Below are 24,609 nucleotides of genomic sequence, written 5' to 3'. Positions count from 1 at the left end.
GCGCGGGGGAAGGGCCCCTTATAATCTCAGGTTGATTTAAAGAGACTGACCTCCGTCAGATTGTGCGCGCAAAATGAAGAATCTGTTGATCACGGTTTTCGCCCTGTCTGTCGCTTGCGTGACCGCGCCGGCCCAGTCGCAGGCAACGAACGCGGGGAGCACTCCCGCGGTGCCTGCCGCTCCCGGCGCCACCGGCCCCGGCCCGGCGAAGGCGGTGGCCACGCCCGCCAGCCCGAAGTCGCTGGAAGCCAAGACGGCCATGTGCTTCGGCTGCCACAACATCAAGGGCTACCAGGCGAGCTTCCCCGAGGTGTACAAGGTCCCGATGATCGCGGGCCAGAACGCCAGGTACATCGCCGCGGCGCTGAACGCGTACAAGACGGGCGACCGCCGGCACCCCACGATGCGCAGCATCGCCGAGAGCCTGACCGAGCAGGACATCGCCGACATCGCCGCCTTCTACGAGAACCTCGGGAAGGAAGAGCGCAAGCCCGCCGGCGAGAAGCCGAACCGCGAACCGGAGGCCCAGGTCGCCGGCCTGCTGCAGAAGGCCAACTGCGCCTCCTGCCACGGCGCCAACCTGTCCAAGCCGATCGACCCGAGCTACCCGAAGATCGCCGGCCAGCACACGGACTACCTGTTCCAGGCACTCAAGTCGTACAAGACCACCGACAACCACGCCGTGGGCCGCAACAACGGCATCATGGGCGCGATCGCGAAGCAGTTCTCGACCGCGGAACTGAAGGCCATCGCGCAGTACGTGGGCTCGCTCGACGGCGAGGTCGCCACGGTGCCGGAGTCGCGCTTCAAGCACTGAGCGAGTTCAAGACCAGACAGCCGAACGCAGAGGGCGCAAAGGCTACGCAGAGGACGCAGAAGGACAGCCAACCTTATTGGCTTTTCTTCTGCGTCCTCTGCGTTTTCTCTGCGCCCTCTGCGTTCGGCTGTCTGGTTTCGGGAAGCCGGAAGCCTCAGCGCGTCGCGCGCCGCTGCACGCACGCCACGTACGACTGCCCGTCCGGCGGACGCCCCGCCCGCTGGCTTTCCCACAGCATCTGCCCGAGGCATTCCATCGCCTCGTGGTGCGCTTCGTGCAGCGAGTTGCGCCGGGCCGCGAGCAGTTCCACCGCCTGCCGGATCCCGCTCGGCTGGTCGATCGAGCACTGCTCGCTGATCGACAGGTGCATGGACAGGTGCAGGAAGGGATTGGACTGGCCGCCCGACCCGTCGTACACCCGCGCCACGGCGGCCTCGGTGTCCTCCAGGTCCGGGTCGTATTCCGGATGTTCCCTGAGCCACTCGCTGGCGAGCGTCTCCAGCGCGTCCAGCAGCTGGCCGGCGCGCGCCTTGGCGTGCACGCCGCAGAAGAATCGGCGGACGTCTTCCTGGGACGGGTTGAACATCCCGGCAGGTTAGCACGCCAACGCGGCCGGGCTGCCCGTGGACTGCTGGAAAGTCCGCAGACACGCAGCGAAGCCCCGCCGGCAGAATGGTCCGCGCCCGGCTGGCCGCCGGAGCGCCAACCACTTCGGAGACAAGCATGAAGTTCCTCAGGACCGTCCTCCTCGGCCTGCTCGCCAGCCTCGCGGTCGTGCTGGGCGCGCAGGCACAGAACATCTCCATCGCGACCGGCGGCACCGGCGGGGTCTACTACCCCATGGGCGGCGGGCTCGCGGCCGTGCTGTCCAAGTACGTCCCGGGCATGCAGGCCACCGCCGAAGTCACTGGCGGCTCGATCGACAACCTGAAGCTGATCGGCAGCGGCAAGCCCTACGTGGCCTTCAGCATGAGCGACGCCGCCCAGGACGCCTACAAGGGCGAGGACAAGTTCAAGAGCGGCAAGGTGGCGGTGCGCACGCTGGTGGTGCTGTATCCCAACCGCATGCACGTCGTCACCGTCGACGGCAAGGGCATCTCGAAGTTCGCCGACCTGAAGGGCAAGCGCGTTTCCACCGGCTCCCCGGGCAGCGCCACCGAGGTGATGGCCTTCCGCCTGATCGAGGCGGCCGGCATGGACAAGGACAAGGACATGAAGCGCGAGCGCCTCAGCGTCGCCGAATCCGTCAACGCGCTGAAGGACGGCAAGATCGACGCCTTCTTCTGGGTCGGCGGCCTGCCGACGGCGTCCGTTTCCGACCTGGCCAACACGCCCAATACGAAGATCAGGATGATCGACCACGCCGACCTGGTGGCGGCCATGAACAAGAAGTACGGCGACCTCTATGTGCAGGACGTGATCCCGAAGAGCGTCTACAAGGGCATGGACACCGACAACCACCAGGCCACCGTGCAGAACATCCTGGTCGTCAACGAGAACATGGACGACAAGACGGCCTACAACATCGTCAAGGCGGTGTTCGACCACAAGCCGGACATCGTCGCGGTGCACAAGGAGGCCGAGAACATCAAGCTGGAGAACCAGAAGAAGGAAGCCAGCCCCGTTCCGTGGCATCCGGGCGCGGTCAAGTACTTCGCCGAAAAGGGCATCAAGCTCAATTGATGCACCCATGAGCGAACACCAGGCGGAGCGCGCCCAGCTCAGCGCCGACATCGACGCGGCGGCGCTGCAGAAGGCGGAGGAGTACATCGAGCAGGAGGAGGGCGCGGCCAACCGGCTGAAGGGCTGGCTGGCCGTGTTCGTCACGCTGACGGCCGTCGCCATGTCGGCCTTCCACCTGTACACGGCGTACGCGATCGTGCCCACGCAGACGCTGCGGCCGGTGCACGTGGCCTTCGTGCTGTTCCTGTCCTTCCTGGTGTTCCCGGTGGCGGCCCGCTACCGCCACCGCGTGATGTGGTGGGACTGGGTCGCGGCCCTGCTGGCGGTGGCCGTCGCCTTCTACCTGGTGCAGGGCGGCGACGACCTCACGGACCGCAACACCTCGCCCCTGCCCTGGGACATCTTCTTCGGCGTCTGCCTGATCGCGCTGGTGCTGGAGGCCATGCGGCGCACCGCGGGCTGGGTGATGCCGGTGATCTGCCTCGCCTTCATCGCCTATGCGCTCGCCGGGCCGCTGCTGCCGGCGCCGTGGACCCACAAGGGCTACGAGGTCGGGCGGCTGGTCGGCGTGATGTACCTGACGCTGGAAGGCATCTACGGCACGGCCGTGGACGTGTCGTCCTCGCTGATCATCCTGTTCACCATCTTCGGCGCCTTCCTGCAGTACTCGGGCGCCGGGCGCTTCTACATCGACTTCTCCTTCTCCGCCATGGGCGGCAAGCCCACCGGCGCGGGCCGCACCGTGGTGCTCGCGTCCTTCCTGCTGGGCGGCCCCTCCGGCTCGGGCGTGGCGACCACCGTCACGCTGGGCTCGGTGGCCTACCCGATGCTGGCCAAGGTCGGCTACGAGAAGAACGCCGCCGGCGGCCTGCTGGCCGCGGGCGGGCTGGGCGCGATCATCTCGCCGCCGGTGCTGGGCGCGGCCGCCTTCCTGATCGCCGAGTTCCTGAAGATCTCCTACCTCGACGTGCTGCTGATGGCGGTGATCCCGACCATCCTCTTCTACTTCGCGCTGTTCCTCATGGTGGAGATCGACGCGCGCAAGTACGGCATGGGCAACACCACCTTCGAGAAGGTGGACACGGTGTGGAACCTCACGCGCCACTACTGGTTCCACTTCCTGTCGCTGGTGTCCATCATCGCCTTCATGCTGTGGGGCTTCTCGCCCGTGCTGTCGGTGTTCTGGGCCACGGTCGTGTCCTTCCTCACCAGCTTCCTGCGCGCGGACACGGCGCTGCTGCCGCGCGACCTGTTCCGCGGCGGCGTTCTGAGGAAGTTCTCCGACTCCGGCTTCATGAAGGCGATGGAGGGCGGCTCCATCGGCGTGCTGAACGTGGCGGCCACCTGCGCCGGCGCCGGCGTCATCGTGGGCGTGGTCACGCTCACCGGCCTGGGCCTGAAGTTCAGCACCATCGTGATCGATTACGCCGGCGGCTCGCTGCTGCTGACGGCGATCTTCACCTCGCTGGTGGTGTGGATCGTGGGGCTCGCGGTGCCGGTGACGGCCTCGTACATCATCTGCGCGGTGATCGCGGCGCCGGCCCTCACCAAGCTGGGCGTGCCCGATTTCGCGGCCCACATGTTCATCTTCTATTACGCGGTGCTGTCCGAGGTGTCGCCGCCGACGGCGCTGTCGCCCTTCGCCGCCGCCGCGATCACCGGCGGCGACCCGTACAAGACGACCCTGCAGTGCTGGAAGTACACCATGCCGGCCTTCCTGGTGCCCTTCATGTTCGTGCTGGATCCGAGCGGGCAGGGCCTGCTGCTGATGGGGTCCACCAAGGCGCTGGCGCATGCGAACTGGTGGTCCATCGCCGAAGTGACGCTCACCTGCGCGCTCGGCATCGCGGCGCTGGCGGCCGGCTTCCAGGGCTGGGCGCTGAGGCGGGCCACGCGCCTGGAGCGGGCGCTGCTGATCGTCGCGGGCATCCTGCTGGCGTACCCGGGCTGGATCGCCGACCTGGTCGGGATCGCGCTGGTGATCGCCGTGCTGGCGATCCAGGTGCTGCGGCCGCTGCCCCAGCCGGCCTGAGAGAATGTCTCCCGGCCTCCCCGCCCGGGCGGGGAGGGACGATTCAACCGAGAGACAAGCAGTGAACCAACTCGACCGCAACGCCAGGGGCGTCTACCTCATCACCGTCACCCCGTTCACCGACAGCGGTGCGCTGGACCTCGCCAGCACCGACCGCATGGTGGACTTCTGCCTGGACGCCGGCGTCACCGGCCTCACCGTGCTGGGCATCATGGGCGAGGCGACCAAGCTCACCATCGAGGAGTCGCGCGTGTTCGTCAGGCAGGTGCTGGCGCGCGTGAACGGCCGGGTGCCCGTGGTGGTCGGCGCATCCGCGCCGGGCTTCGCCGCGATGAAGGAACTGACCGACTCCGTCATGGACCTGGGCGCCTCGGGCGTGATGGTGGCGCCGCCCTCCACGGTGCGCACCGACGACCAGATCGTGTCGTACTTCCAGATGGTCGGCGAGACGCTCGGCGCCAGCGTGCCCTGGGTGCTGCAGGACCATCCCGTGTCCACGGGCGTGCAGATGTCGACCTCGGTGGTCCTGCGCATCCTGAAGAACTCGCCGACCTGCGTGATGCTGAAGCACGAGGACTGGCCGGGGCTCGCCAAGCTCTCCGCCATCCGCGCGGCGAGCGAGAAAGGCGAGTTGCAGCGCGTGTCCATCCTCACCGGCAACGGCGGCGGCCTGTTCCTGCCCGAGGAACTCACGCGCGGCGCCGACGGCGCCATGACCGGCTTCGCCTGGCCCGAAATGATGGTGGACGTCTTGGCGGCGCACGCACGCGGCGAGCGCGAGCGCGCGCACGACCTCTTCGATGCCTACCTGCCGCTGGCCAAGTACGAGCAGCAGGCCGGCGTGGGCCTGGCCGTGCGCAAGTTCCTGCTGAAGGAACGCGGCGTGATCGCGTCGGACTTCGTGCGCAAGCCCGGCCCGAAGCTGTCGGCGCAGGACGTCGACGACATCCGCTTCCTGGTCAAGCGCCAGGAGAAGCGCCTGCGCGAGATCGGCTGAGCCGGCTCTTCCACGCGGCCATCCCCCACGCTAGAGTGGCCGCGTGGACCGCCTCCAGAACATCGAGACCTTCGTCCGCGTCGCCCAGACGCAAAGCTTCGCCGAGGCGGCGCGGCAACTGCGCGTGGCCAAGTCGGTGGTCACCACCCGCATCAAGCAGTTGGAGGACTACCTCGGCGGTCCGCTGTTCCACCGCAGCACGCGCGTCGTGCGCCTGTCGGAGCTGGGCCAGGCTTTCCTGCGCGATTGCACCGAGCTGGTCGGCCGCGCCAACGACATCGTCGACCAGATGCGCGACGTGCGCGGCAAGCCGGCCGGCAAGCTGCGCGTGCACGCGCTCACGGGCCTGGTGCTGGGCCACTTCGGTTCGCTGCTGCGCGAGTTCCAGGGCACCTACCCCGACATCCACCTGGAGCTGATCGTGAGCGATGCCGTGGTCGATCCGGTCCAGGCCGGCGTCGACTGCGCGCTCCAGATCTTCCCCGCCGCCTCCACCGAGCTGGTGTCGCGGCCGCTGTTCCCGGTGCGGCGCGTGTTCTGCGCCACCCCGCAGTACCTTGCCGCGCACCGCGAGCCGGAGGACCCGCGCGACCTCCACCACCATCCGCTGGGCCTCTATTCCGGGTATCCCACGCGCGACCGCTGGACCTTCCACAAGGACGGCAGCCAGCTCACGACCTATCTCTCCGCCACGCTCCTGACCAACAGCGTGCACCTGCTGCGCGAATACGCGCTGGAGCATGCAGGCATCGTCTGCCTGCCGACGCTCGTGGCCGGCGATCCGATCCGCGACGGCCGGCTCAAAGTGGTGCTGCCGGCTTACCAGCTCTCTTCCTTCTGGTTGAGCGCGGTCTATGCCGGCACCTCGCGCAATGCCTTCAAGCTGCGCCTCTTCATCGAGCACATCACCCAGGCCTTCGGCCGCGTGCCGCCCTGGGACGCGGCGCTGATCGAGCGCGGCGTGCTTCCTGCCGGGCTCATCGAAACCTGAGGGATAACCCGCAGGATCGTTCGCAAGCCCCGAACAATCCAGCCGCGATCTGGCCTCTACCCGCCGGGCCGGCAGCTTCCTAAAGTTTGCGCCACCGCAGCGGCGGCTGCACCAGGAGACGACCATGGCCGTGGCTTACCAGACCCGATTCGGCTCGCTCGCGAGCTACGACAAGGGGCGCGTCGAACCGATCACGGACGACGTGCGCAACTACGCCTTCTCCAACTGCTTCGAGGTGGCTTCCAATAGCCGGCCCTACGAACGGGTGGTGGGCGCGCAGAACCAGATCTACGTGCTGGAGGTGGTGCGTGCCGAGGGCGAGTCGCCCTGGTACACCTGCGCCCACGACGAGTTCGCGCTGTGCATGGACGGCGAGGTGGAGGTCCACCTGCTCCAGCTGGATGCGGCGCAGCACGTGCCCGACCCCGAGCACAACGGGGCCATCCTGGTCGAAGGCAAGCCCCAGGGAACGCCGATGGGCTGGATGAAGCTGAGGCGGGGCCACCAGGGCTTGCTGCCGAGGAACACGGCCTACCAGTTTCGCGCGGCGAAGCCGGCGGTGCTGGTGCTGCAGACCTGCAAGGGCCCCCTCTCGATGGAGAGGTGGGCCGAGATCTGCCAGATGAAGTGAAGGACGAGGAGACGAGCATGAGCACGACCGCATCCACCGCCGACGTCATCGCCTCGCAGCCGCACCCGACCCACGGCTACCGCGACTTCCGGCTGGGCAGCTTCTCGTTCGCGCGCGACGAATATTTCGCGCACATCCGCTGGACCACGCGCGACGGCCGGCCGCTGTCGCACACCATGGACATCGGCAACTACCTGCGCGCGCTGATGCGCGACGTGGCCTGGGGCTTCTTCTACGGCTGGGTCAACTTCGATGGCGTCGTGGGGACGGTCAACCACTACAAGTCGGTCGACCTCTACGCGGGCAGCTACAACGGCACCCTGAAGGAGGCCGGCGTCGACCTGCTGGAGAACTTCCCCACCGCACAGATCCGCGCCACCTTCGAGCAAATGCTGGACGACTGGACCAACGAGGGCTTCGATCCCTTCGCGGCGCCGCAGGAGACCGGAACCCCCTACGGCCGCAAGCGTGGCGACAACCGCAAGGCCATCACGCGCGAGCGCGAACTCGCCACCCGCTGCGTGGGGCTGAAGGGCGACCTGCCGCTGCGCACCGACGAACGCGGCGCCCCGATCAACCGGGCCTTCGCCGACGTGCCGCAGGATGCGCCGGAACTGCATCCCGAGCCGGGCTTCGAGAACGAGGTGCACGCCTTCAACCTGTTCGCCTTCCTCTCGCGCAGCCAGGTGACGTGGAACCCCTCCTTCACCAGCGTGGTGAAGTACAGCTACATGTGCCCGACGACCGAGGAGCACATCCTGCCGATCATCCACGGCAACGATCGCGTGGAGTGGTTCTTCCAGATGTGCGACGAGATCCACTGGGACTGCGCCGACAAGAACACCGGCAAGCCGCTCGCCCGCGTGATCATGAAGGCCGGCGACATGGCCGCCATGCCGGCGTACTGCCGCCACCAGGGCTACAGCCCCAAGCGCTCGATGCTGCTGGTGTGGGAGAACGGCTCGCCGAACCTGGTGTACGAGATCCAGCGGGGCGAGGCGCCGGAAGTGCCGGTGAAGTTCTGATTCGGCGTCGTCCCCGCGCGGGGATCCCGGGCTGGCGCATTCACGCGCTGCGCGCGTGCCCTGGGCCCCCGCCCGCGCGGGGGTGTCGGTCTCACTTTCTCGGAGCCTGCCCATGAACCTCCGCCGCCAGCTGTTCATCAACGGCGAATTCACCGACGCCCTCTCCGGCGAGACGCTGCCCACGCTGAATCCGCACGACAACAGCGTGATCGCCGAAGTCGCTTTGGCGGGCCGCGAGGACGTCGACCGCGCCGTGGCCGCCGCGCGCAAGGCCTTCCCGGCCTGGAGCCGCATGGCGGCCGCGGACCGGGGCCGCATCCTGCTCAGGCTCGCCGACCTGATCGAAGCGAACGCGGAGGAACTCGCGCGCCTGGAGTCGCTCGACACCGGCCACCCGCTGCGCGACGCGCGCAAGCTCGACGTGCCCCGCACCGCCGGGTGCTTCCGCTACTTCGGCGGCATGGCCGACAAGTTCCAGGGCGAGACCATCCCCGTCGAAGAGGGCTTCCTGAACTACACGTTGCGCGAACCCGTCGGCGTGGTCGGCCAGGTCGTGCCCTGGAACTTCCCCCTCATGTTCACGAGCTGGAAGATGGCACCGGCGCTGGCAGCCGGCAACTGCGTGGTGCTCAAGCCCGCGGAGATCACGCCGCTCACGACGCTGAAGATCGCGGAGCTGATGGCGCAGGCCGGCCTGCCGCCGGGCGTGGTCAACATCGTGCCGGGCCTGGGCAGCGTGGCCGGCCAGGCGATCGCCGAGCATCCCGGCATTGCCAAGATCGCCTTCACCGGCAGCACGGCCACCGGCCGGCGCATCGTGCAGGCCTCCGCCGGCAACCTGAAGAAGGTGCAGCTGGAGCTCGGAGGCAAGGGGCCCAACATCGTGTTCGAGGATGCGAAGCTCACCGCCGCCGTCAACGGCGCCGCCTGGGCCATCTTCCACAACCAGGGGCAGGCCTGCATCGCGGGCTCGCGCCTGCTGCTGCACGAGGCCGTCGCGGACGCTTTCCTCGAGAAGTTCATCGCCCTGGCGCAGTCGATCCGCCTGGGCAATCCGCTCGACGAGTCGACCGAGATGGGCCCGCTCACCAGCCTCGAGCACCAGCGCCGGGTGCTGGCCTACGTGGAGACCGCGCGTGCAGAGGGCGGCGACGTGCTCGCCGGGGGAATGGCCCCGGCGGCCCCGGAGCTGGCGAAGGGCTGCTACGTCGTGCCGACCATCGTGCGCGCGAAGACCCCGAACGACCGCGTCGCGCAGGAGGAAGTGTTCGGGCCCTTCGTCACCGTGCTCACCTTCCGCGACGACGCCGAGGCGCTGCGGCTCGCCAACGGCACCGACTACGGCCTGGGCAGCGGCCTGTGGACCGCCGACCTGCAGCGCGCCCACCGCTTCGCGCGCGACCTGCAGGCCGGCATGGTCTGGATCAACAGCTACAAGCGCGTGAATCCCGGCTCGCCCTTCGGCGGCACGGGGCTCAGCGGCTACGGCCGCGAGATGGGATTCGACGCCATGCGCGAGTACACGCAGGTCAAGAGCGTGTGGGTCAACGTCGATGCGCAGATCCCGCCGCATTACCCCCGCTGAGAAGCCCCAGGAGACGACCATGGCATGCACCCGCAGGCAGTTCACCACCGCGTTCGGCGCGCTCGCCGCGACCGGCGCCGTCCCCGCCGCCTTCGCCGCCGACACGCTGAAGATCGGCTACGTGTCGCCGCAGACCGGTCCGCTCGCGCCTTTCGGAGAAGCCGACAAGTGGGTGATCGAGCAGATGAAGGCGGCGCTGAAGAACGGCGTCACGGTCGGGGGGAAGAAGTACGACGTGCAGGTCGTGCTGAAGGACAGCCAGTCCAGCCCCAATCGGGCGGGCGAGGTGGCCAACGACCTGATCCTGAAGGAGAAGGTCGCTCTGATCCTCACGGCCGGGACGCCCGAGACCGCCAATCCGGTCAGCGACGCCTGCGAGCTGAACGAGGTGCCCTGCATCTCCAGCGTGGTGCCGTGGCAGCCCTGGTTCTTCGGCCGCAAGGGCGACCCGGCCAAGGGCTTCCAGTGGACCTACCACGTGTTCTGGGGCCTGGAGGACGTCATCGCCAACTTCACCAACGGCTGGAAGAGCGTGCCCACCAACAGGAAGGTGGGCGGCCTGTTCCCCAACGACGGCGACGGCAATGCCTGGGGCGACAAGGAACTGGGTTTCCCGAAGCCGCTGTCGCAGATGGGGTTCACGCTCACGGACCCCGGCCGGTTCCAGAACGGCACGCAGGACTTCAGCGCGCAGATCGCGAAGTTCAAGGCCGAAGGCGTGGAGATCGTCACCGGCGTGGTGATCCCGCCCGATGCCAAGACCTTCCTGACCCAGGCGCGCCAGCAGGGCTTCCGGCCGAAAGTGATCACGCTCGGCAAGGCGCTGCTGTTCCCCGGTGCGATCGAGGCGCTGGGCGACCTGGGCGACGGCCTCACCACCGAAGTGTGGTGGAGCCCCTCGCACCCCTTCACGTCCTCGCTGACGAAGCAGAGCGCGAAGCAGCTCGCCGACGCCTACGAGGCCGGGACCAAGCGGCAATGGACGCAGCCGATCGGCTTCGCCCATGCGCTGTTCGAGCTGGCGGCCAGTGCGCTCGCCCGCAGCAAGTCGCTCAAGAACACCGACGTGCGCGATGCCATCGCCGCCACCGACCTGCAGACCGTGGTGGGCCAGGTGAAGTGGGGCGGCCAGGGGCCGTTCCGCAACGTCAGCAAGACGCCGCTCGTGCTGGGTCAGTGGGTGAAGGGCAAGGGCAAGTACAGGTACGAGCTCGTGATCGTCAACAACGAGGCCTTCAAGCAGATCCCCGCCACTGCCGCCCTCAAGCCAATCTGATGGCACTGCTCGCCCTGCACGCGGTCAGCAAGTCCTACGGTGCGCTCAAGGTCACCGACGGGATCAGCCTGGCCGTGGAGGAAGGCGAGACGCTGGGCATCCTCGGCCCCAACGGCGCCGGCAAGACCACCCTGTTCAACCTGGTCTCCGGCGACCTGCGGCTCGATGCGGGGCGCATCGAGTACGCCGGCCGCGATGTCACCGGGCTGGCGCCGCACCAGCGCTGCCGCGCCGGGATCGGGCGCAGCTACCAGGTGCCGCAACCCTTCGGCGCCATGACCGTGTTCGAGAACGTGGTGACGGCCGCCTGCTTCGGCGGCGGCCAGTCCGAACGGCAGGCGTGGCGCAGTGCCTGCGAGGTGCTCGAGGAGACCGGTCTGCTGGCCCAGGCCAACCGGCTTGCCGGCGCGCTCACCCTGCTGGATCGCAAGCGGCTGGAACTGGCGCGCGCCCTGGCCACGCAGCCGCGGTTGCTGCTGCTGGACGAGATCGCCGGGGGACTCACGGAACACGAGGCAGGGCAGCTGGTGGCGGAGTTGCGGCGCATCCGCGCGCGCGGGATCACGATGGTGTGGATCGAGCACGTCGTGCACGCGCTGCTGGCGATCGCCGACCGGCTGTTCGTGATCGACTTCGGCCGCCGCCTCGCCGACGGGCCCCCGCAGGCGGTGATGAGCGACCCGCAGGTGCAGCGCGTGTACCTCGGCATGGAGGGGTGAGCCGATGGAGCCGCTGTTGTCCACCCACGGGCTGCAGGCCTTCTATGGCGACGCCCAGGCCTTGTTCGGCATCGACTTCGTGCTGGCGCGCGGGGAGATCGTGGCGGTGATCGGGGCCAATGGTGCGGGCAAGTCCACCTTCCTGAAGGCGCTGACGGGGCTGGTGAAGGCGCCGCGCGCGGCGGTCCGCTTCCATGGCGAGGTCATCGGCGGCCTCGCGCCCGCCGAGATCGTGCGGCGCGGGCTCGCCCTGGTGCCGGAAGGGCGCCGGCTCTTTTCCAGCCTGTCGGTGGAAGAGAACCTGCAGATGGGGGCCGCCGCGCGCCGCCCCGGCGCCTGGAGCCTGCGCCGCGTCTACGAGCTGTTTCCCGCGCTGCTGAAACGGCGGCGCAGTCCCGCGCCCTCCCTTTCCGGCGGCGAGCAGCAGATGGTGGCGATCGGCCGCGCGCTCATGGGCAATCCGCAAGTGCTGCTGTGCGACGAGCTCTCCCTGGGCCTGGCGCCGATCGTGATCCGCGAGGTCTACCAGGCGCTGCCGCGCATCACGGCCGAAGGCATGACGGTGGTGGTCGTGGAGCAGGACGTGCAGACGGCGCAGCGCGTCTCGCAGCGGCTCTATTGCCTGCAGGAAGGCCGGGTGTCGCTGACCGGTGCCTCCGGCCAGCTCACGCGCGAGCAGATCTCGCGCGCGTACTTCGGGGTGTGACATGCTCGATCTGCTGGCGCAGGCCGTGTTGCTCGGGGGGCTCTACACGCTGTTCGCGCTGGGCCAGTCGCTGATGTTCGGCGTGATGCGGCTCACCAACACGGCGCATGGCGACTTCATCGTGCTGGCGGCCTTCGCCGCGGTCGCGGGGCTGATGGTGGTGGGCAGTTCGGGACTGGCGCTCGCCGCCGTCGCGCTGCTCCTGCTGCCGCTTGCCTTCGGGTTCGGCTGGGCGCTGCAGCGTTACGTGCTGAACGGCACCCTGGGCCGCGATCCCTTGCCCTCGCTGGTCGTCACCTTCGGGCTGGCCGTCGTGATCCAGAACCTGCTGCTCGAACTGTTCTCGGCCGACCCGCGCTCGATCGAGACCGGAGGCTTCGCGACGCGCAGCCTCGCCCTGGGTGCGGACTTGCGCGTGGGGGCCCTGCCGCTGCTGGTCCTGTTGCTGGCAGTGGCGGCGACGGCGGCGCTGCAGTGGCTGTTCTCGTCCACGGCGCTGGGCCGCTCCTTTCGTGCCGTGTCGGACGATCGAGAGATCGCGGAGCTGATGGGGCTGCATGCGGACCGGGTCTACGCGCTGGCCACCGGCATCGCCTTCGTGCTGGTCGCGCTCGCCGGCGTACTGCAGGCCATGCGCACGACCGTGTCGCCGTCGGACGGGCCGCTGCTGCTTCTGTTCGCGTTCGAGGCCGTGATCATCGGCGGCATGGGTTCCTTCTGGGGCACGCTGGCCGGCGGGATGCTGCTGGGGCTGGCGCAGCAGGTCGGGTTCCGGCTGGACCCGGGCTGGGGGATCTGGTTCGGCCACCTGGTGTTCCTGGCGGTGCTGGTGCTGCGGCCGCAGGGCCTGTGGCCGAAGACGAGGGGGTGAGATGAGTGCGGTATTCCATGGGGAGCCCTGGATGCGCGGTTCCGCGGCGATGACGGAGGTGATGGTGGAACGCGGTTCTCGCGCCCACCGGGCGACCTTGGGAGTGGGCGTCGCGCTGGTCGCATTGGCTGCGACCGTCCCCCTCTGGGCCGACTCCAGCTGGATGCGCGAGTTCGTCGAGATCGCCTGCTACTTCGTGTTCGCGATGATGTGGAACCTGCTGGCCGGCTACGGCGGCATGGTCAGCATCGGCCAGCAGGCCTTCTTCGGGCTGGGCGGCTACGCCATGCTGGCGCTCGGCAACTTCGCGGGCTTCGATCCCTTCCTGGCCGTCCCGGTGGCCGCGCTGGCGGTCGCCTTGCTTGCGCTGCCCGTCTCCTGGATCGCCTTCCGGCTGCAGGGCGGCTACTTCGCCATCGGCACCTGGGTCATCGCCGAGGTGTTCCGCCTGTCCATTGCCAACGTGTCGGCCGTGGGCGGCGGCTCCGGTACCACGCTCACCGCCCTGCGCGGCATTCCCAGGGCCACACGCGAGAGCCTCACCTACTGGCTCGCCCTGTCCGCGGTCGTGGCGTGCATCGCCGGCGTGTACCTGTTCCTGCGCAGCAAGCAGGGCCTGGCGCTGCAGGCGATCCGCGACAACGAGACCGCGGCGGAGTCGCAGGGCATCGCCGTGCGCCGCATGAAGCTGGCCGTCTATGCGGTCGCGGCCTTTGGCGCCGGGCTCGCGGGCGCGCTGTACTTTCTCGGCAACCTGCGCATCAGCCCGGACGCGGCCTTCAGCGTCAACTGGACGGCGTTCGCGATCTTCATGGTGGTGATCGGCGGCATCGGCCGCATCGAAGGGCCCATCGTCGGCGCGCTGGTGTTCTGGGCGCTCAGCCGCTTCTTCAGCGACTTGGGGACCTGGTACCTGCTGGGCCTGGGCCTGCTCGCGATCGTGGTGACGCTCTTCTTCAAGCAGGGACTGTGGGGCTACGCCCAGCAGCACTGGGGCTGGGCCCTGTTTCCGACCCAACGCCGGCTCGTCGCGCCGCAGAATGGGGCCATCACTTCCCGGAATCCGCCATGAGCAAGTCTTCCGCTCCCGTCCAGGGCCGCAGCATCGCGGGCAGCACCGCGGTCGAACTCTCGCTGAAGGACGCGCGCTGGCGCGCCGACCTGACGCCGCAGTTGGGCGGCAGCGGCAAGGATCCCGATCCGCACGACCTGCTGGATTCCGCCCTCGTCGCCTGCACCATCCTCACGGTGCAGATCTACGCGAAGCGCAAGCAATATCCGCTGGAGAGCGTGCAGGTGAGCCTGGTGCACGACGAGGACGATGCGGTGTACCGCATGACGCGCGAGGTCACCTTCGGCGGCGCGCTGTCGGAGCAGCAGAAGCAGGACCTGCTGCGCGTGGCGAACGCCTGTCCCCTGCACAAGGTGCTGCACAAGAAGTTCGAGATCGCGACGGAACTGCGCTAGCGTCCCAGGCGCTGCGACACCTCGCGCGCCGCGTCGCGCAGCGCCGGCAGCATCGCCTCCTGCATCTGCCGCGGCGGAGTGCGGTTCACCTGGCCGCTGATGTTCAGCGCGGCGATGGTGGCGCCCGTGCGGTCGACGATGGGCGCGGCCATCGACACCAGGCCTTCCTCCAGTTCCTGGTTGACCAGGCACCAGCCTTGCCGGCGCGCCTGCTGCACCTTGGCGAGCAGCGCGTCGACCTCGGTGATCGTGTGCCGTGTGCGCGCCTCGATGGGCGAGGCGCGCAACAGATTGAGCACCTGCTCGTCGGGCAGCCCCGCCAGCAGCATGCGGCCGAGCGAGGTGCAGTACGCGGGCAGGCGCGAGCCCACGCCGAGCGTGTTGCGCATGATCTTGCGCGTCGACACGCGCAGCACGTAGACGATGTCCGTGCCTTCCAGCACGCCGGCCGAACACGATTCCTTCACCTGCTCCACCAGCGCTTCCATCGCCGGCTCGGCCACGTTCCAGATCGGCATCGAGGACAGGTAGGCGAAGCCGAGGTCCAGGATGCGCGGCGTCAGCGCGAACAGCTTGCCGTCGCTCGCGACGTAGCCCAGCGTCTGCAAGGTCAGCAGGATGCGGCGCGCTCCGGCGCGCGTGAGCCCGGTGCGGGTGGCGACCTCCGTCAGCGTCTGGCGCGGCGCGCTGGCGCTGAAGGACCGGATCACCTCCAGCCCGCGTGCGAACGATTGCACGTACGAGTCCCCCGGACGCAGGTCGGCCGTAGGGTCTTGGTGCGGCGCGGCATTTGGCATAGAATTCATTATACGAACAGTTGTTCGATTAGCGAACTAAGATCGAACGAATCGCCTTCTCCCCGGATCCCCTTCCCAAGGACCCCGCATGATCAACAAGATCGTGGCCTCGATCGCCGAGGCCCTGCAGGACGTGCGCGACGGCAGCACCGTCCTGATCGCCGGCTTCGGCACGTCCGGCATCCCGGCCGAACTGATCGACGGCCTCATCGAGCAAGGCGCCAAGGACCTGGTCGTCGTCAACAACAACGCGGGCAACGCCGACTACGGCCTGGCCGCGCTGCTGAAGGCCGGCCGCGTGCGCAAGATCGTCTGCAGCTTCCCCCGCCAGGTGGACAGCTGGGTGTTCGACGAGCTGTACCGCAGCGGCAAGCTGGAACTCGAGCTGGTGCCGCAGGGCAACCTGGCCGAGCGCATCCGCGCCGCCGGCGCCGGCATCGGCGCCTTCTTCTGCCCCACGGCCTACGGCACCGACCTGGCCAAGGGCAAGGAGACCCGCGAGATCGACGGCAAGCAGTACGTGCTGGAATACCCGATCCACGGCGACGTGGCCCTGGTCAAGGCCGAAGCGGGCGACCGCTGGGGCAACCTGGTGTACCGCAAGGCGGCGCGCAACTTCGGCCCGGTGATGGCTTCGGCCGCAAAGATGACCGTGGCCACGGTGCACGAGATCAAGGAACTGGGCGAGCTCGATCCGGAAGCGATCGTCACGCCCGGGATCTTCGTCAACCGGATCGTGAAGATCCCCCGCGTCGCCACCCAGGCGGCCGGTTTCAGGAAGGCGGCGTGACATGCCCTACGAGAAGCGAACCAAGGACCAGCTGGCGAAACGCGTCGCGCAGGACATCTTCGACGGCGCCTACGTGAACCTCGGCATCGGCATGCCGACCACGGTGGCCAACCACATCCCCGCCGGCCGCGAAGTGATCCTGCACAGCGAGAACGGCATCCTCGGCATGGGCCCGGCGCCCGCCGAAGGCGACGAGGACTACGACCTGATCAACGCCGGCAAGCAGCCCGTCACGCTGCTGGCGGGCGGCGCCTACTTCCACCACGCCGACTCGTTCGCGATGATGCGGGGCGGCCATCTCGACATCTGCGTGCTGGGCGCCTTCCAGGTCTCGGCCACGGGCGACCTGGCCAACTGGAGCACCGGCGAACCCGGCGCGATCCCGGCGGTCGGCGGCGCGATGGACCTCGCCATCGGCGCCAAGGAAACCTGGGTGATGATGGACCTGCTGACCAAGAAGGGCGAGAGCAAGGTCGTCGAACGCTGCACCTATCCGCTCACGGGTATCGGTTGCGTCAAGAAAATCTATACCGAAGTCTGTACGCTCGCCTGCACGCCGCAGGGCCTGAAGCTGGTCGACATGGTCGATGGCCTCTCGCACGCGGAACTGGAGCGACTCGTGGGCCTGCCGATCGCGGCCTGATTGATCACCGGAGAACCCTGACATGACGAGACAAGCCTTCATCTGCGATGCGATCCGCACGCCCTTCGGCCGCTACGGCGGCGCCCTGTCCTCGGTGCGCACCGACGACCTCGCGGCCATCCCGCTCAAGGCGCTGATGGCGCGCAACCCCAAGGTCGACTGGCAGGCCGTCACCGACCTCCTCTACGGCTGCGCCAACCAGGCCGGCGAGGACAACCGCAACGTCGCCCACATGGCCAGCCTGCTGGCGGGCCTGCCGCTGGACGTGCCGGGTGCCACGATCAACCGCCTGTGCGGCTCCGGCCTCGATGCGCTCGGCACCGCGGCGCGCGCGATCAAGGCCGGCGAGGCCTCGCTGATGATCGCCGGCGGCGTGGAGAGCATGAGCCGCGCGCCCTTCGTGATGCCCAAGGCCGACTCGGCCTTCTCGCGCACGAACGCGGTGTACGACACCACCATCGGCTGGCGCTTCGTCAACAAGCTGATGAAGGAGCAGTACGGCGTCGACTCCATGCCCGAGACGGCGGAGAACGTGGCGACCGACTACAAGATCGAGCGCGAAGCGCAGGACCGCATGGCGCTGGCCTCGCAGCTGAAGGCGGTGGCGGCGCAGAAGCGCGGCTTCTTCGACGCCGAGATCACGCCCGTGACCATCCCGCAGAAGAAGGGCGAGGCGATCGTCGTCAGCAAGGACGAACATCCCCGCGAGACTTCGCTGGAGGCGCTGGGCAAGCTCAAGGGCGTGGTCAGGCCCGATGGCACGGTGACCGCCGGCAATGCCAGCGGCGTCAACGACGGCTCCTGCGCACTGCTGCTGGCCGACGAAGCCACGGCCGCGAAGAACGGCCTGACGCCGCGCGCCCGCGTGGTGGGCATGGCCACCGCCGGCGTGCCGCCGCGCGTGATGGGCATCGGCCCGGCCCCCGCGACGCAGAAGGTGCTGGCGCTGACCGGCCTGAAGCTGGAACAGATCGACGTGATCGAACTGAACGAAGCCTTCGCCGCCCAGGGCCTCGCCGTGCTGCGCACGCTGGGCCTGAAGGACGACGACGCGCGCGTGAACCCGAACGGCGGCGCGATCGCGCTCGGCCACCCGCTGGGAGCGTCCGGGGCGCGGCTGGCGACGACGGCGGTGAACCAGCTGCATGCGAGCGGTGGAAGGTATGCGCTGTGCACGATGTGCATCGGCGTCGGCCAGGGCATCGCGGTCATCCTCGAGAGGGTCTAACTCCCTCTCGCCCGTGGGGTAGAGGGTGGGGGTGAGGGGCAAGCCCGCACCGACACCACCCTCACCCCGACCCTCTCCCGCCAGCGGCAGAGGGAGCCTCCCTCCCCAAGCTTTCCCCCGAATGTCCAAGCCCCAAGCAACCCTCGTCACCGGCGGCAGCTCCGGCATCGGCCGCGCCATCTGCGAAGCGCTGCTCGCGCAGGGCCGCACCGTCGTCAATCTCGACTACAAGCTGCCCGACTGGTCGCATCCGAAGCTGGCGAACTTCCAGGCGGACCTCACGCGCGCGGACGCCACCCGCGAGCGCGCCGCGCAGATCGCCAACGAGTTCGACATCGTCGCGCTCGTCAACAACGCCGGCGCCACCCGCCCCGGCACCATCGATAGCCAAACCGCGGAAGACCTGGCGTACGTCAACGCCCTGACGCTCCAGGCCACCCTGCTGCTCACGCAGGCCTTCCTGCCCGCGCTGCGCGCCTGCGGCCAGGGGCGCGTCGTCAACATGGCCTCACGCGCCGCGCTGGGCAAGACCGAGCGCATCGCCTATTCGGCGGCCAAGGCGGGCCTCGTGGGCATGACCCGCACCCTGGCCATGGAACTGGGCGGCGACGGCATCACGGTCAACGCGATCGCCCCCGGGCCGATCGCCACCGAGCTGTTCCGCCAGAGCAACCCGGAGGGTGCGCCACGCACCCAGCGCATCCTCGACAGCATCGTGGTCAAGCGCATGGGCACGCCGGACGACGTGGCCCGCGCCGCGCTGTTCTTCCTCTCGCCGGACAACGGCTTCGTCACCGGCCAGGTGCTGTACGTCTGCGGCGGCACGACGCTGGGGCTCGCTCCCGTCTGATCCCGACTTCCCTCTTCCTCCCCCTACTGAACATGAAAAGCATCCAAGCCTCCCGCCGCCAGATCGTGCTGGCCGGCCTCGCCCTCGCGGCCTCCGTCGCGGCGCCCCTGGACGCCGCCGCCCAGGCCTATCCCAACAAGCCCATCACCATCGTCGTGCCCTTCGCCGCCGGCGGCACGACCGACATCCTGGCCCGCGTGGTCGGCCAGGCCCTCACCAAGGAACTCGGCCAGCCGGTGATCATCGACAACCGCGCCGGCGCGGGCGGCAACATCGGCGGCGCGCTGGCGGCCAAGGCCGCGCCCGACGGCTACACCCTGTTCATGGGCACGGTCGGCACGCACGCCATCAACCAGAGCCTGTACAAGAAGATGCCCTTCGACCCGATCAAGGACTTCGTCCCGCTCACCCGCGTGGCCATGGTCCCGAACCTGCTGGTCGCGAATCCGGGCAAGCCGTACAAGAACGTGAAGGAGCTGATCGCCTACGCCAAGGCCAATCCGGGCAAGGTGAACTTCGGCTCCTCCGGCAGCGGCAGCTCGATCCACCTGTCGGGCGAGCTGTTCAACGCGATGGCCAAGGTGGACATGGTGCACGTGCCCTACAAGGGCAGCGCGCCGGCCGTGTCCGACCTGATCGGCGGGCAGATCGACGTCATGTTCGACAACATGCCCTCGGCCATCCAGCACGTGCGTGCCGGCAAGCTGCGCGCCCTGGCGGTGACCACGGCCAAGCGCTCGCCCGAGCTGCCCGACGTGCCGACCATCGCCGAAGCCGGCGTGCCCGGCTACGAGGCCACGTCCTGGTTCGGCATGTTCGCGCCGGCCGGCACGCCGGCCCCGGTGCTCGCCAAGCTCAACGGTGCGCTGGTGAAGGTGCTGGCCGAACCGGAAGTGAAGAAGAAACTGGCGGAGCAGGGCGCCGAGCCCTACGGCGAGAAGCCGGAGCAGTTCGCCGAGTTCATCCGCAAGGAGACGGCGAAGTGGAGCAAGGTGGTGAAGGACTCGGGCGCCACCGCCGACTGAACGTCCACCGAGCGAGCCAAAGGCGGCCTGCGGGCCGCCTTTTTCTTTGGCAGGAAAACTGAATTCCGCCGCCCGTCTTGCCACGACCCGGGCCCACGCAAGACACTGCCGCCAATCCTCACACAAGGAACGGCAGGCAATGGCGAACCAGATCGGATGGATCGGCCTCGGGCGCATGGGCGAGGCGATGGTGAAAAGGCTGCTCGCGGCCGGCCACGGCGCCACGGTGTGGAACCGCACGCGCAGCAAGGCCGAGCCGCTGCGCGAGTACGGCGCCGAACTCGCCGGCCACAAGACGGAGCTGGCCGGCTGCGCGGTGGTCTTCACCATGGTGTCCACCACCGACGACCTCAAGGAAGTGCTGTTCGCCGAAGGCGGCCTCGTCACGGGTGCGAAGAAGCCCCAGGTGGTGGTCGACAGCTCCTCGATCTCGCAGGAGGGCTCGGCCGAGATCCGCGCCCGGCTCGAAGCCATGGGCGTGGCCTACCTCTGCGCCCCCGTCTCCGGCAATGCCAAGGTGGCCAAGGCCGGCAAGCTGCTGATCGTCGCTTCCGGCCCCCGGGCCCTCTACGATAAGGTCGAGCCCTACCTGCAGGCGATGGGCCGCAAGGCCATGTGGGTGGGCGAGGGCGAGCTGGCGCGCATCTGGAAGATCGCCCACAACACCATGTTCGGCGTGGTGATCCAGAACCTGTGCGAGATCACCGTGCTGGCCGAGAAGGCCGGCATCCCGCGCCACGTGTTCCTGGAAAGCATCAACGACTCGGTGCTGGGCTCGATGTACACGCGCTACAAGACGCCGGTGCTCACGAACCTCGGCTTCGACCAGGTGACCTTCACGCCCAAGCTGCTGCTGAAGGACATGGACCTCGGCATGGGCGCCGCCAGGGCGCACGGCGTGGCGATGCCCGCGGCAGCGGCGACGCGCGAGTCGGTCGCGCGGCTGGTCGGCCGCGGCTACGACCACATCGACTTCGCCGTGCTGCTGCAGGAGCTGGCGCGCGACGCCGGCCTGGAGCTCCAGCCCGAGAACGTGCAGGTGAGCGACGGCCTGCAATCCTGAGCCGTCCAGCCAATCCCCACCCCAGGAGACAAGCCATGAAGCGCATCCTCACCCTGCTGGCCTCCACGCTGTTCGCGGCCGCCGTCGCCGCGCAGGGCGCGTGGCCCGGCAAGCCGATCCGGATGGTCGTGCCCTTCACGGCGGGCAGCGGCACCGACATCATCGCCCGCACGGTCGGCGACGTGATGGCGAAGAACCTGGGGCAGCCGGTGGTGATCGAGAACAAACCCGGCGCCGGCGGCACGATCGGCGCCGCGCAGGTGGCCAAGAGCGATCCCGATGGCTACACGATCCTGATCCACTCCTCGGGGCACGCGCTCAATCCGGCCATCTATCCCGCGCTGCAGTACGACACGCTGAAGGACCTGACCGGCGTCACGCCCCTGGCGGCCCTGCCCAACGTGCTGGTGGTCTCGCCGGCGAGGGGATGGAAGTCGGTCGCCGACCTGGTGGCGGCCGCCAAGGCGAAGCCCGGCCAGCTGAACTACGCGTCCGCCGGCATGGGCAGCGCGACCCACATGAACGCGGAGAAGTTCAAGCTGCGGGCCGGCATCGAGGCGCAGCACGTCCCCTTCAAGGGCACTCCGGAGGCGCTCACCGACGTCATCGGCGGCCGCAACGACTGGTTCTTCGCGCCGCTGTCCTCGGCCCTGCCGCTGATCCGCGACGGCAAGCTGCAGGCGCTGGCCGTCAGCACCTCGCAGCGTTCGCCCGTGCTGCCGGAGGTGCCGACCACCGTGGAGGCCGGCATCGCGGATTCCGACTACACGTTCTGGGTCGGCATGATCGTGCCGGCGGCGACGCCCGCCCCGGTGGTGCAGCGCCTGCACGACGAGGCGCTCAAGGCCCTGAACAGCCCCGAGGTGAAGGAGCGCCTCGTGAAGCTCGGCGCCGAGCCCTTCACGATGGCGCCGGAACAGTTCAACGCCTACATCCGCACCGAGATGGGCGCGGCTGCGCAGATCGCGAAGGCCGCCAACCTCAAGGCGCAGTGACGCGCATGCGAAGCTTCGTCTACAACGGCCAGCCCGGGCGCGTGGTGTTCGGCGCCGGCGCGCTGTCGCAACTGGGCAAGGAGATCGAGACCCTGGGCGCGCGGCGCGCGCTGGTGCTGTCCACGCCGGAGCAGCGCGCGTCGGCCGAGCGTGTCGCGGACATGCTGGGCGACAAGGCCGCCGGCGTGTTCGACCGCGCGGTCATGCACGTGCCGATCGAGACGGCGCGCGAGGCGCGCGAGCTGGCGCGCAAGCTCGATGCCGACTGCGCGGTGGCCGTGGGCGGCGGCTCCACCACCGGCCTGGGCAAGGCCATCGCCCTCGATTCGGGCCTGCCCATCCTGGCCATTCCCACCACCTACGCGGGCAGCGAGATGACGCCGATCTACGGCATCACCGAGGCCGGCCTGAAGAAGACGGGCCGCGATGCGAAGGTCCTGCCCCGCACCGTGATCTACGACCCCGAGCTCACGCTCACGCTGCCGGTGGGCCTCAGCGTCACCAGCGGCATCAACGCGATCGCGCACGCCGCCGAGGGCCTCTACGCCGTCGACGCCAACCCGGTGATGGACCTGATGGCGGAAGAGGGCATCCGCGCGCTGGGTGGCGCGCTGCCCGGCCTCCGGGCCGACCCGCAGGACCTGGAGGCGCGCTCCGCGGCGCTGTATGGGGCCTGGCTGTGCGGCATCGTGCTGGGCAACGTCGGCATGGCCTTGCACCACAAGCTGTGCCATACGCTGGGCGGCAGCTTCAACCTGCCGCATGCCGAGACGCACACCATCGTCCTGCCGCACGCGCTGGCCTACAACGCCAAGGCGGCGCCGCGGGCCATGGAGCGCATCGCCCGCGCGCTCGAAGGCCGCAGCGCCGCGCAGGCGGTGTACGAGCTGGCGCAGCACAACGGCGCGCCGGTGGCGCTGCGCGAGATCGGCATGAAGGCCGACGACCTGGACCGGGCCTGCGCCATCGCGCTGCAGAACCAGTATCCCAACCCGCGCCCGCTGGAGGCCGAGGCCCTGCGCCAGCTGCTGCAGGACGCCTTCGAGGGCCGCAGGCCTTCCGCCTGAGTGCCCGCCGGGCGGCCGCGCAGCGGGCGGCCACGCAGCGTTTACCCGCCTTCACGCGCAAACCCTGATGGGTGGCCGGGATCTCCGCCGGTAAGCTTTGCCGTTCCAAATCGAACGGTCGTTCTATTTTTGTGGAGACAAGCATGCAAACAGGAAGAAGTCCGCTGCTCGCGGTCCTCGCTGCAGCGGTCGCGCTGCTGGCCGGCTGCGGCGGTGGCGACGATCCCGCCGGTCCCAAGGTCGCCATCTCGCGCGTGGTGGTGGCCGGCGACAGCCTCGCCGACGTCGGCACCTTCGGCGGCGTCAAGTTCACCGTGCAGAACTCGGCCGACCCGGCGAACGGTTTCCCGGTGTTCCCGCAGATCGTGGCGCAGAACTTCGGCGTGAACAGCCAGTGCAACTTTTTCGTCTTCACCGGCGCCACCTTCGCTCCCAACAGCCGCGCCGGCTGCACGAACTTCGCGATCGGCGGCGGCCGGATCCGGAACCCGGATGCCGGGGGGGGACAAGCGTCGCCGCAATCGGTCGTGTTCCAGCTCGGCGCCGCGGCCCAGGCCGTGGGCGGGACCTACAGCGCCACCGACCTGGTGCTGGTGGATGGCGGGGGCAACGATTCGGGCGACCTGCTGACGGCCTTCCTCGGCGCCGCCGCCGATCCGCAGGGCCAGGGCGGCCAGCGCTACGCGGCCTTCCTCGCGCAGCAGCTCGATCCCGCGACCATCGCCGCCACGCTCCCGCAGCCGAACGGCGCGGCCACGGCGGCCGTGCTCTACATGCAGAAGCTGGCCGATACCTACTCCGGCGCCGTCAAGGCGAACGCGCTGGACCGGGGCGCCACCCACGTGGCCGTGCTCGACATGCCCGACATCACCCTGACGCCCCGCATCCAGGCCGTCTTCACGCAGGTGGTCGCGCCCGCCAACGGAGGCGGTGCCGCCGGCGCGGCGGCCGCGGCCCAGGTGCAGGCCCTGATGCGGCAATGGACCGATGCGTTCAACGCCAGGCTGCGCGCCGACGTCGGGGCCGATGCGCGCGTGATGGTGGTGCCGTTCAACGCTGACTTCACCGAGGAGGTCACGCATCCGGTGGACTTCGCGCTGAGCAACGTGACCACGCCGGCCTGCGCGGTGGTCGGCGTCACCTTCTTCGACAGCCCGGCGCAGGCCGCCCGCTGCACGTCGGCCGCGCTGGACGCCAATCCGCCCGCCGGTCTCGCACCCGGCTGGTGGCAGTCGTGGACCTTCTCCGACGGCTTCCATCCCACGCCCTACGGCCATCGCCTGCTGGCCGCGTCGACCAGCCGCGCGCTGGCGCGGGCGGGCTGGCTCTGAACGCAACGCGAGCAAGGAAC

The 24,609-nt window shown here is 69.1% G+C and carries 25 protein-coding genes; 23 read left to right on the top strand and 2 right to left on the bottom strand.

The window, feature by feature from the left end; all coding sequences use genetic code 11:
* The first annotated feature begins 73 nt into the window (after window positions 1–73).
* Window positions 74–817 (top strand): c-type cytochrome, encoded by a 744-nt coding sequence (locus JJ685_RS19730; RefSeq protein ID WP_201676046.1) that lies wholly within the window; start codon window positions 74–76, stop codon window positions 815–817.
* A gap of 154 nt (window positions 818–971) precedes the next feature.
* Here JJ685_RS19730 and JJ685_RS19725 read toward each other — a convergent pair whose 3' ends face one another.
* Window positions 972–1,403, bottom strand: a complete 432-nt coding sequence (locus JJ685_RS19725) for a DUF1841 family protein (RefSeq protein WP_201676045.1) — start codon at window positions 1,401–1,403, stop codon at window positions 972–974.
* A 137-nt stretch (window positions 1,404–1,540) separates the two neighbouring features.
* Between JJ685_RS19725 and JJ685_RS19720 the strand changes: the two genes are divergently transcribed.
* The 13 genes from JJ685_RS19720 to JJ685_RS19660 all read left to right on the top strand — a co-directional run bounded on the left by JJ685_RS19720 (window position 1,541) and on the right by JJ685_RS19660 (window position 14,800).
* Complete coding sequence (locus tag JJ685_RS19720) at window positions 1,541–2,500, top strand: TAXI family TRAP transporter solute-binding subunit (RefSeq protein ID WP_201676044.1); 960 nt, start codon at window positions 1,541–1,543, stop codon at window positions 2,498–2,500.
* A 7-nt stretch (window positions 2,501–2,507) separates the two neighbouring features.
* Entirely contained in the window at window positions 2,508–4,532 is a 2,025-nt protein-coding gene (locus JJ685_RS19715) for a TRAP transporter permease (protein WP_201676043.1), read from the top strand.
* A 61-nt stretch (window positions 4,533–4,593) separates the two neighbouring features.
* Complete coding sequence (locus tag JJ685_RS19710) at window positions 4,594–5,529, top strand: dihydrodipicolinate synthase family protein (protein WP_330901805.1); 936 nt, start codon at window positions 4,594–4,596, stop codon at window positions 5,527–5,529.
* 43 nt (window positions 5,530–5,572) lie between these two features.
* A complete protein-coding gene (locus JJ685_RS19705) occupies window positions 5,573–6,520 on the top strand; it encodes a LysR family transcriptional regulator (RefSeq protein ID WP_201676041.1) in 948 nt (315 codons plus the stop codon).
* Window positions 6,521–6,644: 124 nt separating this feature from the next.
* Window positions 6,645–7,151: a cupin domain-containing protein gene (locus tag JJ685_RS19700; RefSeq protein ID WP_201676040.1), complete on the top strand. Its 507-nt coding sequence runs from the start codon at window positions 6,645–6,647 to the stop codon at window positions 7,149–7,151.
* 17 nt (window positions 7,152–7,168) lie between these two features.
* The gene (locus tag JJ685_RS19695; RefSeq protein WP_201676039.1) at window positions 7,169–8,176 is read left to right on the top strand and encodes a hydroxyquinol 1,2-dioxygenase; all 1,008 of its coding nucleotides are present in this window, start codon (window positions 7,169–7,171) and stop codon (window positions 8,174–8,176) included.
* A 112-nt stretch (window positions 8,177–8,288) separates the two neighbouring features.
* Entirely contained in the window at window positions 8,289–9,761 is a 1,473-nt protein-coding gene (locus JJ685_RS19690; protein WP_201676038.1) for an aldehyde dehydrogenase family protein, read from the top strand.
* Window positions 9,762–9,780: 19 nt separating this feature from the next.
* Complete coding sequence (locus JJ685_RS19685) at window positions 9,781–11,037, top strand: ABC transporter substrate-binding protein (protein ID WP_201676037.1); 1,257 nt, start codon at window positions 9,781–9,783, stop codon at window positions 11,035–11,037.
* Window positions 11,037–11,756 carry an ABC transporter ATP-binding protein gene (locus JJ685_RS19680; RefSeq protein ID WP_201676036.1) on the top strand — a complete coding sequence of 240 codons (720 nt, stop codon included), beginning with the start codon at window positions 11,037–11,039 and terminating at the stop codon, window positions 11,754–11,756. The genes JJ685_RS19685 and JJ685_RS19680 overlap by 1 nt, the downstream gene beginning before the upstream one ends.
* A gap of 4 nt (window positions 11,757–11,760) precedes the next feature.
* Window positions 11,761–12,462, top strand: a complete 702-nt coding sequence (locus tag JJ685_RS19675; RefSeq protein WP_201676035.1) for an ABC transporter ATP-binding protein — start codon at window positions 11,761–11,763, stop codon at window positions 12,460–12,462.
* Between the two features lies 1 nt (window position 12,463).
* Complete coding sequence (locus JJ685_RS19670; RefSeq protein ID WP_201676034.1) at window positions 12,464–13,333, top strand: branched-chain amino acid ABC transporter permease; 870 nt, start codon at window positions 12,464–12,466, stop codon at window positions 13,331–13,333.
* A 31-nt stretch (window positions 13,334–13,364) separates the two neighbouring features.
* Window positions 13,365–14,405: a branched-chain amino acid ABC transporter permease gene (locus JJ685_RS19665; RefSeq protein WP_236599127.1), complete on the top strand. Its 1,041-nt coding sequence runs from the start codon at window positions 13,365–13,367 to the stop codon at window positions 14,403–14,405.
* Window positions 14,402–14,800 (top strand): OsmC family protein, encoded by a 399-nt coding sequence (locus JJ685_RS19660; RefSeq protein ID WP_201676033.1) that lies wholly within the window; start codon window positions 14,402–14,404, stop codon window positions 14,798–14,800. The genes JJ685_RS19665 and JJ685_RS19660 overlap by 4 nt, the downstream gene beginning before the upstream one ends.
* On the opposite strand, the gene JJ685_RS19655 is transcribed toward JJ685_RS19660, so the two are convergent.
* Window positions 14,797–15,597, bottom strand: a complete 801-nt coding sequence (locus tag JJ685_RS19655) for an IclR family transcriptional regulator domain-containing protein (RefSeq protein WP_201676032.1) — start codon at window positions 15,595–15,597, stop codon at window positions 14,797–14,799. The genes JJ685_RS19660 and JJ685_RS19655 overlap by 4 nt on opposite strands.
* 88 nt (window positions 15,598–15,685) lie before the next feature.
* Here JJ685_RS19655 and JJ685_RS19650 point away from each other — a divergent pair, with 88 nt between their 5' ends.
* From JJ685_RS19650 to JJ685_RS19610, 9 genes are all read left to right on the top strand, one after another.
* Window positions 15,686–16,387 (top strand): 3-oxoacid CoA-transferase subunit A, encoded by a 702-nt coding sequence (locus tag JJ685_RS19650; RefSeq protein WP_201676031.1) that lies wholly within the window; start codon window positions 15,686–15,688, stop codon window positions 16,385–16,387.
* A 1-nt stretch (window position 16,388) separates the two neighbouring features.
* Entirely contained in the window at window positions 16,389–17,030 is a 642-nt protein-coding gene (locus tag JJ685_RS19645; RefSeq protein WP_201676030.1) for a 3-oxoacid CoA-transferase subunit B, read from the top strand.
* Between the two features lie 22 nt (window positions 17,031–17,052).
* On the top strand, window positions 17,053–18,258 hold the full coding sequence (pcaF, locus tag JJ685_RS19640) for a 3-oxoadipyl-CoA thiolase (protein ID WP_201676029.1): 1,206 nt from the start codon (window positions 17,053–17,055) through the stop codon (window positions 18,256–18,258).
* A gap of 121 nt (window positions 18,259–18,379) precedes the next feature.
* On the top strand, window positions 18,380–19,108 hold the full coding sequence (locus JJ685_RS19635; protein WP_201676028.1) for an SDR family NAD(P)-dependent oxidoreductase: 729 nt from the start codon (window positions 18,380–18,382) through the stop codon (window positions 19,106–19,108).
* A gap of 32 nt (window positions 19,109–19,140) precedes the next feature.
* Window positions 19,141–20,133, top strand: coding sequence for a Bug family tripartite tricarboxylate transporter substrate binding protein (locus JJ685_RS19630; RefSeq protein WP_201676027.1), 993 nt, complete (start codon window positions 19,141–19,143; stop codon window positions 20,131–20,133).
* Between the two features lie 46 nt (window positions 20,134–20,179).
* A complete protein-coding gene (locus tag JJ685_RS19625; protein ID WP_269117427.1) occupies window positions 20,180–21,196 on the top strand; it encodes an NAD(P)-dependent oxidoreductase in 1,017 nt (338 codons plus the stop codon).
* A gap of 35 nt (window positions 21,197–21,231) precedes the next feature.
* Window positions 21,232–22,191, top strand: coding sequence for a tripartite tricarboxylate transporter substrate binding protein (locus JJ685_RS19620; RefSeq protein WP_201676025.1), 960 nt, complete (start codon window positions 21,232–21,234; stop codon window positions 22,189–22,191).
* Window positions 22,192–22,196: 5 nt separating this feature from the next.
* On the top strand, window positions 22,197–23,258 hold the full coding sequence (locus JJ685_RS19615) for a maleylacetate reductase (RefSeq protein ID WP_201676024.1): 1,062 nt from the start codon (window positions 22,197–22,199) through the stop codon (window positions 23,256–23,258).
* A gap of 143 nt (window positions 23,259–23,401) precedes the next feature.
* Window positions 23,402–24,589 carry an SGNH/GDSL hydrolase family protein gene (locus JJ685_RS19610; RefSeq protein WP_201676023.1) on the top strand — a complete coding sequence of 396 codons (1,188 nt, stop codon included), beginning with the start codon at window positions 23,402–23,404 and terminating at the stop codon, window positions 24,587–24,589.
* The last annotated feature ends 20 nt before the right edge of the window (window positions 24,590–24,609 follow it).

The sequence above is a fragment of the Ramlibacter monticola genome (assembly GCF_016722785.1).
Lineage (GTDB): Bacteria > Pseudomonadota > Gammaproteobacteria > Burkholderiales > Burkholderiaceae_C > Ramlibacter > Ramlibacter monticola.
Note: the sequence above shows the minus strand (reverse complement) of the source record. Positions and strands in the feature narration are given on the sequence as shown.